General features: G+C 73.0%; 15 protein-coding genes. 4 read left to right on the top strand and 11 right to left on the bottom strand.

The genetic code is table 11. The features are described 5' to 3' along the window. Positions 1 to 81: 81 nt before the first annotated feature. On the top strand, positions 82 to 735 hold the full coding sequence (locus ASF35_RS05605; protein ID WP_055964017.1) for an SDR family oxidoreductase: 654 nt from the start codon (positions 82 to 84) through the stop codon (positions 733 to 735). Positions 736 to 764: 29 nt separating this feature from the next. Here ASF35_RS05605 and ASF35_RS05600 read toward each other — a convergent pair whose 3' ends face one another. Both ASF35_RS05600 and ASF35_RS05595 read right to left on the bottom strand, forming a co-directional pair. Then, positions 765 to 1,799 (bottom strand): AMP-binding protein, encoded by a 1,035-nt coding sequence (locus ASF35_RS05600; RefSeq protein ID WP_055964015.1) that lies wholly within the window; start codon positions 1,797 to 1,799, stop codon positions 765 to 767. A 29-nt stretch (positions 1,800 to 1,828) separates the two neighbouring features. Further along, the gene (locus ASF35_RS05595) at positions 1,829 to 2,032 is read right to left on the bottom strand and encodes a hypothetical protein (protein ID WP_055964012.1); all 204 of its coding nucleotides are present in this window, start codon (positions 2,030 to 2,032) and stop codon (positions 1,829 to 1,831) included. Between the two features lie 110 nt (positions 2,033 to 2,142). Between ASF35_RS05595 and ASF35_RS05590 the strand changes: the two genes are divergently transcribed. Next, positions 2,143 to 3,033 carry a 1,4-dihydroxy-2-naphthoate polyprenyltransferase gene (locus ASF35_RS05590; protein ID WP_055964010.1) on the top strand — a complete coding sequence of 297 codons (891 nt, stop codon included), beginning with the start codon at positions 2,143 to 2,145 and terminating at the stop codon, positions 3,031 to 3,033. Then, positions 3,030 to 3,578, top strand: coding sequence for a metallophosphoesterase family protein (locus tag ASF35_RS05585; protein WP_235499106.1), 549 nt, complete (start codon positions 3,030 to 3,032; stop codon positions 3,576 to 3,578). The genes ASF35_RS05590 and ASF35_RS05585 overlap by 4 nt, the downstream gene beginning before the upstream one ends. Here ASF35_RS05585 and ASF35_RS05580 read toward each other — a convergent pair. Next, positions 3,571 to 4,671 carry a PLP-dependent cysteine synthase family protein gene (locus tag ASF35_RS05580; RefSeq protein WP_055964004.1) on the bottom strand — a complete coding sequence of 367 codons (1,101 nt, stop codon included), beginning with the start codon at positions 4,669 to 4,671 and terminating at the stop codon, positions 3,571 to 3,573. The two genes, ASF35_RS05585 and ASF35_RS05580, sit on opposite strands and share 8 nt — an antisense overlap. Next, on the bottom strand, positions 4,652 to 4,918 hold the full coding sequence (locus ASF35_RS05575) for a DUF4229 domain-containing protein (protein WP_055964001.1): 267 nt from the start codon (positions 4,916 to 4,918) through the stop codon (positions 4,652 to 4,654). The genes ASF35_RS05580 and ASF35_RS05575 overlap by 20 nt, the downstream gene beginning before the upstream one ends. Positions 4,919 to 5,069: 151 nt before the next feature. Between ASF35_RS05575 and ASF35_RS18210 the strand changes: the two genes are divergently transcribed. After that, entirely contained in the window at positions 5,070 to 5,345 is a 276-nt protein-coding gene (locus tag ASF35_RS18210) for a PLD nuclease N-terminal domain-containing protein (RefSeq protein WP_055963998.1), read from the top strand. A 43-nt stretch (positions 5,346 to 5,388) separates the two neighbouring features. Here ASF35_RS18210 and ASF35_RS05565 read toward each other — a convergent pair whose 3' ends face one another. From ASF35_RS05565 to hemL, 7 genes are all read right to left on the bottom strand, one after another. Next, positions 5,389 to 6,330 (bottom strand): DUF559 domain-containing protein, encoded by a 942-nt coding sequence (locus tag ASF35_RS05565; RefSeq protein WP_055963994.1) that lies wholly within the window; start codon positions 6,328 to 6,330, stop codon positions 5,389 to 5,391. Positions 6,331 to 6,472: 142 nt separating this feature from the next. Further along, positions 6,473 to 7,423 carry a c-type cytochrome biogenesis protein CcsB gene (gene ccsB, locus ASF35_RS05560; RefSeq protein ID WP_055963991.1) on the bottom strand — a complete coding sequence of 317 codons (951 nt, stop codon included), beginning with the start codon at positions 7,421 to 7,423 and terminating at the stop codon, positions 6,473 to 6,475. After that, positions 7,420 to 9,078 carry a cytochrome c biogenesis protein ResB gene (locus ASF35_RS05555; protein WP_055963988.1) on the bottom strand — a complete coding sequence of 553 codons (1,659 nt, stop codon included), beginning with the start codon at positions 9,076 to 9,078 and terminating at the stop codon, positions 7,420 to 7,422. The genes ccsB and ASF35_RS05555 overlap by 4 nt, the downstream gene beginning before the upstream one ends. Further along, positions 9,078 to 9,824 carry a cytochrome c biogenesis CcdA family protein gene (locus tag ASF35_RS05550; protein ID WP_055963986.1) on the bottom strand — a complete coding sequence of 249 codons (747 nt, stop codon included), beginning with the start codon at positions 9,822 to 9,824 and terminating at the stop codon, positions 9,078 to 9,080. Before ASF35_RS05550 ends, ASF35_RS05555 begins: the two co-directional genes overlap by 1 nt. Further along, positions 9,821 to 10,405 (bottom strand): TlpA disulfide reductase family protein, encoded by a 585-nt coding sequence (locus tag ASF35_RS05545; RefSeq protein ID WP_082495376.1) that lies wholly within the window; start codon positions 10,403 to 10,405, stop codon positions 9,821 to 9,823. Before ASF35_RS05545 ends, ASF35_RS05550 begins: the two co-directional genes overlap by 4 nt. Before the next feature lie 3 nt (positions 10,406 to 10,408). Further along, complete coding sequence (locus ASF35_RS05540) at positions 10,409 to 11,065, bottom strand: histidine phosphatase family protein (protein ID WP_055963980.1); 657 nt, start codon at positions 11,063 to 11,065, stop codon at positions 10,409 to 10,411. Next, positions 11,062 to 12,435, bottom strand: a complete 1,374-nt coding sequence (gene hemL / locus ASF35_RS05535) for a glutamate-1-semialdehyde 2,1-aminomutase (protein ID WP_055963977.1) — start codon at positions 12,433 to 12,435, stop codon at positions 11,062 to 11,064. The genes ASF35_RS05540 and hemL overlap by 4 nt, the downstream gene beginning before the upstream one ends. Positions 12,436 to 12,624 lie beyond the last annotated feature (189 nt).

Genomic DNA, 12,624 nt, shown 5'->3' with positions numbered 1-12,624 from the left:
CCGGCTCCTGCGAACGGTGAGCCTGCGCACACCACGCCGTCCGGACCTGCACCCTCACCACGGGCGTGCCACCGTGGAGGCATGTCGCAGATCGCCATCGTCGGGGGCCACGGCCAGATCGCCCTCCACCTCATCGACCAGCTCCGTGCCCGCAGCCACGACGTCGTCGCGCTCGTGCGCAGCGACGCCCACGTGTCCGACGTCGAGCAGCGCGGTGCCACCGCGCGCCGCCTCGACATCGAGAAGCAGGACGCCGACGGCTTCGCCCACGCCTTCGAGGGATGCCACGCCGTGGTGTTCGCCGCCGGCGGCGGCGCCGACGGCAACATCGACCGCAAGAGGAGCGTCGACCTCGAGGGGTCGCTGAAGTCGATCGACGGGGCGAAGCTCGCCGGCATCAGCCGCTTCGTGCAGGTCTCGGCCATCGGCGTCGACCTGCCGCTGCCCGAGGACACCGACGACGTGTGGCGCGCCTACGTGGAGGCCAAGCGCGACGCCGACGTCGCCCTGCGCGGGAGCGGCCTCGACTGGACGATCGTGCGCCCCGGCCGCCTCACCGACGACCCGGCTCGCGGCACCGTGACGCTCGGCGACTCCGTGGCCCGGGGGGAGATCCCCCGCGCCGACGTGGCCGCCGTGCTCGCGGAGTCCCTCGACACCGGGGCGGGCATCGGCCGCCAGTGGGACCTCGTGTCCGGAGACACCCCGATCGACCAGGCCGTCGCCTCCGCCTGACGCCACTCGGACCTGGGGCGGGCGGCGGCTCACCCGCCGGTGAGCCGCCGCACGGCCAGCCGGTCGACCTTGCCCCCGGGCAGGAGCGGCACCGCGTCGACGAGCACAACGTCGCGCGGCCCCCACGCCCGGGGCAGACCGGCATCCTCCAGGGCGTCGCGCAGGCGCTCGGCCCGCACGCCGTCGAGGCACGTGGCGTCGGCCGGCACCACCACGGCGACGACGCGCGTGCCCCACTCCTCGTCGGGCACACCGGCGACCGCCGCGTCGTGCACCTCGGGCACCTCGCGCAGCGCCCGCTCGACGGCGGGCAGCGGCACGTTGACCCCGCCACTGACCACCACGTCGTCGGCGCGACCCACCACGCTCAGCACACCGTCGTCGACCCGGCCGAGGTCGGCCGTGTCGAACCACGCACCGACCCGAGGCTCGTCGCCGTAGCCGTCGAACAGCACCGGGCCCGACACCTGGACGCGCCCCACGCCGTCGACGGGCTCGACGATGCGCAGGTCCACGCCGTCGAGCGGGACGCCGTCGTACACGCAGCCGCCGCTCGTCTCGCTCATGCCGTAGGTCCGCACCACCCGCACACCCGCCTCGCGCGAGCGCTCCAGCAGGGCGGGGTCGACGGCAGCGCCGCCGACGAGGACGGCGTCGAGCGACGCGACCACGTCGAGTCGTCCGGCCTGCGCCAGCCGGTGCAGCTGGGTCGGGACCAGCGAGGCGTACCGCCGGGGTGCCGCCGTCGGTGGCCGCATCGCCGCCACGGCCTGCTCCAGGTCGGCGTGCTCGTCGAGCAGCACCGGCTCGGCTCCCGCGAGCAAGGACCGCACCAGCACCTGCAGGCCACCCACGCCGGTGACCGGCAGGGCCAGGAGCCACTGGCCCGGCCCACCGAGACGCGCGGCGCTGGCGGTGGCGGACGCCAGCACCGCGTCGCGCGACAGCCGCACGTCCTTGGGCTCGCCCGTGCTCCCCGACGTGCGCACGACGAGGGGGGCGGTGTCGACGCCGTCGACCCACGGCCGGAGCAGCTCCAGGACCTCACGCGCCGGCCCCGCCACCGGGCGCAGCGACGCCGGGCCCGCTCCGGTCAGGGCTCCGTCCCCAGGTCGTCGTCGGTGATCGGGTCACCGGGCTCGCGCACCGGACGGGACTGGTACAGCGCCGCCGCTCCGGTGAGCAGCGCCCCGAACCCCGCGGCGATCGGCAGCCAGCCACCGGCCGTCGTGACCGCGAGCCACACGAACAGACCGGTCAGCCCCACGAGCACGAACGGGAACGGCGGCTGCTTCATGCGCCCAGCGTAGGCGCTGGCAGACTGACGGCTGAACCTTGCGGAGCCCGCGCGGAGAGCCCTCGACCGGAGGAGCCCCGGGCCGAGGGGCCCCCGGACGAAGGAGCACGGTGACCGACAGCAGCAGCGCGACCCTCTCGCAGTGGGTCGAGGGGGCCCGTCCCCGCACCCTCCCCGCCGCCGTGGCGCCCGTGCTCGCCGGGACGGGCGTGGCCGCGTTCGTCGACGACGTGGTCTGGGCCAAGGCGCTGCTCGCCCTCGGGGTCTCGCTGGCCCTGCAGATCGGCGTGAACTACGCCAACGACTACTCCGACGGGGTTCGCGGCACCGACGACGACCGCGTCGGCCCCCTGCGCCTGGTCGGGTCGGGGCTCGCGTCGCCGGCCGCGGTCAAGGCCGCGGCCCTCGGCTTCCTCGGCCTCGGCGCGCTCCTCGGCCTCGCCCTCGCCGCCACCACCACGTGGTGGCTGCTGCTCGTGGGCGTCGCTGCGCTCGGGGCCGCGTGGACCTACACCGGCGGCTCGAACCCCTACGGCTACCGGGCCCTCGGCGAGGTGAGCGTGTTCCTGTTCTTCGGGCTCGTGGCCGTGCTCGGCACCGTGTACGTGCAGGTCGAGGCGCTGCCCTGGGAGGCATGGGCGGCTGCCGTCGGCGTCGGCGCACTCGCCTGCGCGATCCTCGTGGCCAACAACCTGCGCGACATCCCCACCGACGTCGAGGCCGGCAAGCGCACGCTCGCCGTCGTGCTCGGCGACGCCCGCTCGCGCACCTTCTACGTCGCGCTCGTGGTGGTCGCCGCGGCAGCGGCCGTCGCGATCGCCGTCGGCGCCACCCCGTGGGCCCTGCTGGCGCTGCCGGGGCTGCTCCCCGTCGTCCCCGCCGTGCGCGCGGTCGTCGGCGGGGCCGTGGGCCCGGCCCTCGTCCCCGTCCTCAAGACGACCGGCATCGCCGAGCTGCTGTGGTCGGCCGGACTGGCGCTCGGCCTCGTGCTGGGCCGGTGAGCTCGGCCGATATGCCGCCCACGGCCCGGCACCCCCGCCGGCTCCGCGTCGGAGTCGTCTCCGACACCCACGCGCCGCGGTTCTGGAAGGGCCTGCCCGAGCGCGTCGCCGAGGAGCTGCGCGGCGTCGACCTGGTGCTGCACGCCGGCGACGTGTGCGTCCCGTCGGTGCTCGACGAGCTGGCCGCGCTCGCGCCCGTCCACGTGGTCCTGGGCAACAACGACGGCGCGGACGTGGCCGCGTGGGGCGCACCGGAGACCCTCGAGCTCGAGCTCGCCGGCGTGCGCGTGGCGATGATCCACGACGCCGGTGCCAAGCAGGACCGTGTGCGGCGCATGCGTCGGCGCTTCCCCGACGCCGACGTGGTCGTGTTCGGCCACTCCCACATCCCGTGGGACGAGACGAGCGAGGATCCCGACGACGGCCTGCGGATCCTCAACCCCGGCTCGCCCACCGACAAGCGACGCCAGCCGCACGGCACGCTGGGCCACCTCGTGCTCGCCGACGGTCGCGTCGAGTCGTGGACGCTCGTCGAGGTCAGCTGACCCCACGGTCGTTCGGCACCGGCAGGGAGCCGGTCGCGTCGTACTCCTCGAGCATCGCCGAGAACGGCGCGAGGTCGATGCCGCGATCGGCCAGCCACGCGTCGTCGTAGTACGAGCTGAGGTAGCGCTCCCCCGCGTCGCACAGCAGCGTGACGATGCTGCCCTGCTCCCCTGCCCGGTGCATGCGGGTGGCAAGGGTCAGCGACGCCCACACGTTGGTGCCGGTGGAGCCGCCCACGAGTCGTCCGAGCCGGTCGCTCGTCCAGCGCATCGTGGCGATGGAGGCGGCGTCGGGGACGCGGAGCATGTCGTCGATGACGCCGCCGACGAACGACGGCTCCACGCGCGGCCGGCCGATGCCCTCGATGCGCGACGAGGCGCCCGTGACCACGTCGGAGGTGTCCTGCGCCCAGCCGTCGAGGAACGCGGAGTTCTCGGGATCGGCCACCAGCAACGACGTGGGGTGGCGGCGGTAGCGCAGGTAGCGGCCGATCGTGGCCGACGTGCCGCCCGTGCCGGCGCTGACCACGACCCAGGTGGGGACGGGATGACGCTCGGCCGACATCTGCTCGAAGATCGACTCGGCGATGTTGTTGTTGCCCCGCCAGTCGGTGGCTCGCTCGGCGTAGGTGAACTGGTCCATGTAGTGGCCACCGCAGTCGGCGGCCACGCGGCGGGCCTCGTCGTACACGTCGGCGGCGTTCTGCACGAAGTGGCAGCGGCCGCCGTGCCACTCGATGAGCGCGACCTTCTCGGTGCTCGTGGCGGCCGGCATGACGGCCACGAACGGCAGGCCGACGAGCCGGGCGAAGTATGCCTCGCTGACGGCGGTGGACCCGCTGGACGCCTCGACGATCGTGGAGTGCGGACCGATCCAGCCGTTGCAGAGGGCGTGCAGGAAGAGCGAGCGGGCGAGGCGGTGCTTGAGGCTGCCGGTGGGGTGGACCGACTCGTCCTTCAGGTACAGGTCGACGTCGGGCGTGGCGACGGGCACCGCGTGCAGGTGGGTGTCGGCGCTGCGGTTGGCGTCGGCCTCGACGCGGCGGATCGCCTCGTCGATCCAGGCGCGGGTCTCAGTCGACGTCTTCGGCACTGCGCGACTCCTCGATGCGCGACGACATGCGCTCGGCCCGCTGCTGCACGTTCGCGGCGAGGTCCTCGCGCATCCCGGCGAGCAGGAAGATCGAGATGATCGAGGAGATGATCATGGCGGCGAGGAGGACGAGCAGGTTCGTCAGCTCGTCGAACTCCAGGAAGAACTGGCCCACGCCCCACAGGAGCAGGTAGGTGACGGCCAGGACGCTGAGCCGGGCGAGCGTGTACCTCCAGAAGGCCTTCATGCCCCGAGGTTATCGGTCGACGCGTCGAGGCAGGTCGCTCGCCTGCGCCGGCGCCCTCGACAGCGGGGCCGGGGTGGTCGTCCGCCGCTCGACGGTCGCGCGGCCCGGCCGTCGACCAGCCGAGGTTGAGGGTCGCGGGTACGGTGTCGCCATGGGCAAGGCACTGATCGCGATCGTGGGCGTGGTCCTGCTCGTGTACGCGTTCTTCGACCTCATCGCCACCCCTCGCTCGCAGGTCCGCGGCCTGCCGAAGGCGGCGTGGTTCGTCGCCATCCTGGTCCCGTTCGTCGGACCGCTCGCCTGGGTGTTCCTGGGCTCGCAGCCCCGCAAGGGCCGCCCGCCCCGCGACTCCGGCTACGGCTGGCCCGGCGGCCGCCCGCCCACCCGCGGCCCCGACGACGACCCCGACTACCTCCGCGGCCTCTGACCCCACCCCGGCCGTATCCCCGTTTCGGACAGTTGCGGGTGGGTCAGGCGGCTCGTTGTGCCCCGGAAGTGTCCACAACGGGAGCCCGAGTGAACCAGCAGAGCCACTGGACGCTCGTCACCGGACGCGGTCCGTCGTAGCCGCGCTCGACCAGGGCGCGATGAACGCGCCACGGAATGTGCCGTGGCTCGGCCAGGTCGGCGGCCGCAACCACGATGACCCGGTAGCCGAGCGCCTCGAGCGCCTCCCGTCGCCACCGGTCACGTGCCCACTGGCGAGCGTCTGTCTCGTGGTGCCGCCCGTCGTACTCCACCACCACCTTCCAGCGCGGGTACAGGAGGTCGACCCGCGCGACGAACCGGCTCTGTGCGTCGCGGACGTCGACGTTGACCCGCGGCTCCGGCAACCGTGCGAAGACCAGCATGAGCCGGAGCAGGGACTCCATGGGTGACTCCGCTCCCTCCCGCACCAGGGCCATCGCTCGCCGTGCGCGAACCACGCCATGGAGGTGATGGGTCCAGCAGAAGGTGTCCAGGACGTTCCTCGTCGTGGCGGTCCGCAGGAGGTGTTCCGCCGCCTGCACCAGCGCGACGATCCCGAGCCGGGTCGCGCAGTCGACGAAGGTCCGCTCCGGCGTCGTCACCCGGAGGCCGTCGCGCTCGACGGTCTGGATGGGGTGCAGTCGACGGTGCAGCACGACCCCGGGCAGACGGGTACGCAGCTCGGTGCGGGTGGAGAGCTCCAGTCCCGCTCCCCTGGTGTCGTGTCCCCAGAGGGCCAGCGCGGTGCGGTGACTCACCGCGCAGTCGTCAGGGAGCACGAGGAGCACCGCGAGCAGCCGCACCCGCAGGGTCAGCGCGACGTCGGCTCCGACGTACACGCCGCGCAGCAGTCGACGGAACCGGCGACTCCGCAGGACGTCGCGTGTCACCCCGCTCGCCGCTGCCTCGCTCACGGTGAACGGTCGGTCGGTGGGCAGGTCCATCGCCCCACCGTGGCCGCACCCCGGTCGCAGGGCAACACACCCCTGTGGACAACCGGCACGTCCCTACGTTTCGGACAGTTGCGGGGCACTTTCACCGGCCGAAGTGCCCCACAACTGTCCGAAACGTGGGGACTGGTCGGGGCTACTTGGCGTAGGAGTGGAGACCGGAGCCGAAGAGGTTGACGCCGTAGTAGCTGAACAGGAAGGTGGCGAAGCCGACGATCGCGATGGTCGCGGCGCGCTTGCCCTTCCAGCCGGCCGTGGCACGGGCGTGCAGGTAGCCGGCGTAGACCACCCAGGTGATGAACGCCCAGACCTCCTTGGGGTCCCAGCCCCAGTAGCGGCCCCAGGCGTAGTGCGCCCAGATCGGGCCCGCGATGAGGGCGCCGAACGTCCAGAGCGGGAAGCCCACGGCGATCACGCGGTAGGCCAGCTGGTCCATCACGGCGGCGGTCGGGAACCGCGACAGCGTCGGGCCGACGGTGCCGTTCTCCTCGGCGCGGGCGCGGACGAGGTACAGCACCGACGCCGCCGTGCCGAGCAGGAAGAAGGCTCCCGCGATCATGACCGCGGCCACGTGGATGACGAGCCAGTAGGAGTGCAGGGCGGGCACGAGCGGTCCGGCTGGCACGTACGTCGACGACGCCATCCCGAGCACGACCAGCGCGAAGCCCGTGACGATGCCACCGAGCCACTCGATGGGCGAGATCCGCGCGACGACGACGTAGACGACGAGCGCCACCAGGGCACCGCCGACGCCGAACTCGTACATGTTGCCCCACGGGACCCGCTGCGCCGCGAGCCCGCGGGAGACCATGCCGACGACCAGCACGACGCTCGCGAGCACGGCGAGGGAGTAGGCGATCGACGAGAGGACGTCGGGACGGCTCGGCGACTCCTCGGGCGAGGCAGGCGCGTCGTCGGCGACCGTCCCGGCGGGGGCACCGGCGGTGACCGGCACCTGGGCCGACGCGGGCGCGCTGCGCCGTGCGAAGCCCCACTCGGCGACGTGCGCGAGGAAGGCCAGTGCGACGATGCCCGTGGCCGAGGCGATGGCGTAGTTCGAGACCTGCGCGTAGTCGGCGAGGTTCATCGGGTCTCCTTCTGCGGATCGGTCCGGTCACCGAGCCCGCTGCGCAGCCGCTCGAGCAGCTCGTCGAGGCTCGTGCCGAGGTCGTCCCGGGGGACGCGGTCGAGCGCGGCGACCTCCACCACGGTACGTGAGCCGTCCCGACGGGCCCGGACCCAGGTGCGCCGGGGGCGGATCGCCAGCGAGAGCACCAGCCCGACGATGCCGATGCTGATGCCACCGAGGGGCAGCCACACCAACGGCGTCGACGCGATCTGGAACCGGGCGAAGAGGGTCAGGTCGACGAACTCGATGGTGCCGCCGTCGGGCAGGTCGGCCTCCTGGCCCGGGCTCAGGCTCACCCGGAAGTTCGACCCGTCGGCGTTCTTGTACTGCTCGAGGTTCTCCTTGTCGAGCACGTAGACCGACTGCGGGAGCCCGTCGTCGATGCCGAGGTCGCCGTGGAAGACGAACAGCCCGAGCAGCGGGTTGACGGCGCCGGGGAAGGCCGAGATCGACGCCTCCTCCGTGCCGTCCGACACCGCGGTCGGCAGGAAGAAGCCCTGGAAGCCGAGCTGCTCCGGCTGGGCCTCGGGCACCTTGATGACGCCGTTGGAGGTGTACGTGCCGTCCGCGGGCAGGAACGGGACCGCCCCGTCGAACACGACGTCGCCCTGTGCGTCCGTGACCCTGATGACGGGAGCGTAGCCCTGGCCCACGAGGAACACCGACGTGCCGTCGACGGCCAGGGGGTGGTTGACGCGGATCTCGTACGGCTTCTCCGCGCCGTCGACGCCGGCCCGGTAGGAGCCCGACGCCTCGAACAGCCGCGGCGCACCCCGCTGCGGGCCCTCGGTCCAGAACCGCGCGACCATCCGGTCCAGCTGCAGCGAGAACGGCGGCAGGTCGTCGGTGTCGAACAGCGCACCCGAGGAGAACTCGTCGTACTGGGTGAGCACGTTGGCGAAGCCGTCGCCCTGCGTCACGATCGCCGCACCCCGGTAGCCGAACAGCGCCCCCACGGCCACGCCGACCAGCACCGCCACGATGCTCGTGTGGAACACCAGGTTGCCGAGCTCGCGCAGGTAGCCGCGCTCCGCCCGGACCTCGGCAGCGTCGTTCGCCGCCCCCGGCCCGGCACCCCCGCCGGCGTCGTTCGCCGCCCCCGGCCCGGCACCCCCGCGCACGACGTCGATGCGCGTGGGCAGCAGGCGCGGGCCACGCAGCGTCTCGCGCGCGACGGCCAGCACCTCCTCGACGTCGGCGTCGGTCTCGAACACCGCCGACGCGGGCAGGCGCTCGAGGTTGCGCGGGGCCTTGGGCGGACGGGCGCGGACCGCCTTCAGGTACACCCGGGTGCGCGGCAGGATGCAGCCCACCAACGACACCATGAGCAGCAGGTAGATCGCGCTGAACCAGGGCGACGTGTAGGTGTGGAAGACGCCGAGCCGCTCCAGCCACGGCGTGAGGTCGGGGTGCCGGGCCTGGAACGCCTCCACCGCCCGGGCGTCGACACCGCGCTGCGGGACGATCGAGCCCGGGATCGCCGCCACGGCGAGCAGCAGGAGCAGCAGGAGCGCCGTGCGCATCGACGTGAGCTGGCGCCACGCCCACCGCAGGGTCTCGACCGTGCCGAGCGCAGGCGCCAGGTCGGGGCGCTCACGAGGTTCGCGGGCCATCAGATCGCCGCCCCGTAGCCGCCGGCCCACGTCTGCAGGTCGGTCACGAGGGCGTCCCACACACCGGTCACCAGCAGCACCCCCACGACGACGAGCAGCCCGCCACCGACCCGCTGCAGCGTCTGCTGGTGGCGGCGGGCCCAGCGGACGGCACCCATGAAGCGGCCGAAGGCGAGCGCCGCGACCACGAACGGCAGCCCCAGCCCGAGGCAGTACGTGAAGGTCAGGAAGGCGCCGCGCTCGAGCGTGCCCTCGGTGTTGGCGAGCGTGAGCACCGCACCGAGCGTGGGGCCGATGCAGGGCAGCCACCCCAGCCCGAAGAAGACGCCCAGCACGGGGGCGATGGCCACGCCCACGGCGGGCACGGCGTGGACGCGCACCTCGCGCTGCAGCACCGGCAGCACGCCGCTGAACACGAGGCCCAGCACGATCACCACCAGGCCGAGCACGATCGACATCAGCCGCCGGTAGTCGTAGAGCTGCTGGCCCACCGCGCCGAACAGGGCACCGCCGGCCACGAACACGACCGTGAAGCCCAGGACGAACAGCACGGAGCCGAGCAGCAGGCGCGACCGGCCCGACGTCTCGAGGTCCTGCACGCCCACGCCGCTCACGTAGGACAGGTAGCCGGGCAGCAGCGGCAGCACGCACGGCGAGAAGAAGGACACCAGGCCGGCCACCACGGCCACCGGCACCGCGAGCAGCAGCGACCCCGACAGGACGGTGTCGGCGAACCAGTCGGTCATGACCGGCTCGTCAGCACGTCGTCGATGACGCCCGAGAGCGTGGACGCACGCAGGTCGGGGTCGATGATCCTCGCCGCCACCCGGCCCTCGGCGTCGATGACCCAGGTGGTCGGGATGGCCTGCGACGGCAGGCTGTCGGCGAACCCGAGCTGCTGGCGACCGTCGGTGTCGACGATGCTCGGGTAGGTCGTGCCGACGCGCTTCTCGAAGGCCCGCGCCGCGGCCGTCTGGTCGCGCACGTTGAGCCCGAGGAACTGCACGCCCTGGTCTGCGTACTGCTCCGCGACACCCTGCAGCACGGGTGCCTCCTTGCGGCACGGCGGGCACCACGAGCCCCACACGTTCACCACCAGCGTCCTGCCCGCGAAGTCGGCGGAGCTGATCGTCTCGCCCTCCAGGTCCTCACCCTCCAGGACGGGCGCCTCCTCACGCTCGTCGACCGGCACGAGGCTGACGAAGCGGCTGCCGCTCACGTAGCCGCCCGTGGAGCCCTCGGTGCCGCGACCGGAGCAGCCGGCGAGCACCGCGAGGGTCACGACGAGCAGCAGCACGCCACCTCGCCGGGGGAAGGATCGGGTCACGGGTCAGGCGCCTCCGACGAACTTCTTGCCGGCCTTGAGGTCGTCGGGCAGCAGGTCGCCCGCGGGCTCGGCGTAGGTGAAGCCGACGTAGTCGTCGCCGTCGAAGGTGAGGCTCGTGATGCTGGCGAGCGTGCACTGCCGCTTGCGCGGGTCGTGCACGAAGGAGTTCTGCTCGAACGCCTGGCGGGCGATCCAGACCGGCAGCTGGTGGGAGACGATGACCGCCTCGTGGCCGCGGGCGGCGTCGCGCGCGTCGGCCACGGCGGCCCGCATGCGCGTCGCGATGTCCTGGTAGGGCTCGCCCCACGAGGGACGGAACGGGTTGCGCAGCAGCCACCAGTTCTTCGGGTGCGCCAGCGCCCTCGGCTCCGCCCCGACGGTGCGGCCCTCGAAGAGGTTGTCGGCCTCGATGACCCGCGGGTCGATCGTCACCTCGGCCTCGAGCAGGGTCGCGAGCGGCGCGGCGGTCTGCTGGGCGCGCTCGAGGGGCGAGGACACGAGGTGGACGATCTCGTGCTTGGACAGGAAGTCGGCTGCCTTGACGGCCATCTGGTGACCGAGGTCGGAGAGGTAGAACTCCGGGAGCCGGCCGTAGAGGACGCCCTCGGGGTTGTGCACCTCGCCGTGGCGCATCAGGTGGACGATCGTGCGTTCGCTCATGAGGGGGTCCTTGCGATGGTCGACGGCTCTACCGATGACGGAGCGGCTGCCTCCTGGGGGGCCGGCGTCGCTGCGGCAGCAGCACGAGCGGCGGCGGGCAGCGCCTCGGCCATCCTAGAGAGTGCGCGGTCGTCGTGCGCCGCCGAGACGAACCAGGACTCGAAGGCGCTCGGGGGCAGGTACACGCCGGCGTCGAGCATGGCGTGGAAGAACGCGGTGTAGCGGTACGTCTCCTGGCGCTGCACGCCCGCGAAGTCGCGCACCGGCTCGGTGAGCCCCCACACCACGCTGAACATGCTGCCGACGTTCTGCACCACGTGCGGGACCCCGGCCTCGTCGAGCGCCGACGACACGAGGTCGCGCGCCTGGGCCGACCAGTCGTCGAGGCGGGCGTAGGCCGCGTCGTCGGCGAGGCGCAGCGTGGTGAGTCCCGCCGTGGAGGCCACGGGGTTCCCGGCGAGGGTCCCGGCCTGGTAGACCGGACCGCTCGGCGCGAGCAGCGACATGACGTCGGCGCGACCGCCGAAGGCCGCCGCAGGGAAGCCGCCGCCCATGACCTTGCCGAAGGTCAGCAGGTCGGGCCGCCATCCCTCGACCGCCCCGTCGAGGCCCCAGTGCCCGGAGCGCGTGACGCGGAACCCCGTCATCACCTCGTCGCTCACGAACAGCGCACCGTGCGCCGCGCACGTCTCGGACAGGAAGCGGTTGAAACCGGGCTCGGGCGCCACGACGCCCATGTTCCCGGCCGCTGCCTCGGTGATCACGCACGCGATGTCGGCACCGTGCTCGGCGAACGCCGCCGCCACGGCGTCGCGGTCGTTGAACGGGAGCACGATCGTGTCGGCGGTGACGTGGGCGGGGATCCCGGGCGAGCCGGGGAGCCCGAGCGTGACCACGCCCGACCCGGCCTCGGCCAGGAGGGAGTCGACGTGCCCGTGGTAGCAGCCGGCGAACTTGACCACCCGGCTGCGCCCGGTGAAGCCGCGGGCCAGGCGGATGGCCGACATGGTCGCCTCCGTGCCCGACGTGACCAGCCGGACCTGCTCGACGGGAGCGCGGCCGACGATCTCCTCGGCCAGCTCCACCTCGGGCGGGCTGGGCGTGCCGAACGAGGTGCCGCGGGCCGCCGCGGCCGTGACCGCGGCGATCACCTCGGGGTGCGCGTGGCCGAGCAGCATCGGGCCCCAGGACCCCACGAGGTCGAGGTACTCGGTGTCGTCGGCGTCGCGCAGCCAGGCCCCCTGGGCCGAGACCATGAAGCGCGGGGTGCCCCCCACCGCACGGAACGCTCGCACCGGGGAGTTCACACCGCCGGGCGAGACCTGCACGGCGCGGTCGAACCACTGCTGGGACACGGGAGTGGGGGCCATGGATCCAGTGTCTCAAGCCGTGCCCGAGGAGGAGGCCCCACGCCCCCTTCCACCCCGGGAGAGGGATGCCGTCGTCCCTCGTTCGCCGTAACCTTGCGGTGATCTGTCTCGTTGGTGAGACGAGGGCCACACCTGCGGGGACGCACCAGCAGGTAACATCTGTTTACTGTGACGCGAGCCACGCTGTCA

Source organism: Aeromicrobium sp. Leaf291 (assembly GCF_001423365.1).
GTDB lineage: Bacteria > Actinomycetota > Actinomycetes > Propionibacteriales > Nocardioidaceae > Aeromicrobium.
The sequence above is the reverse complement of the archived record's forward strand: the minus strand, read 5'-3'. Positions and strand labels throughout refer to the sequence as shown.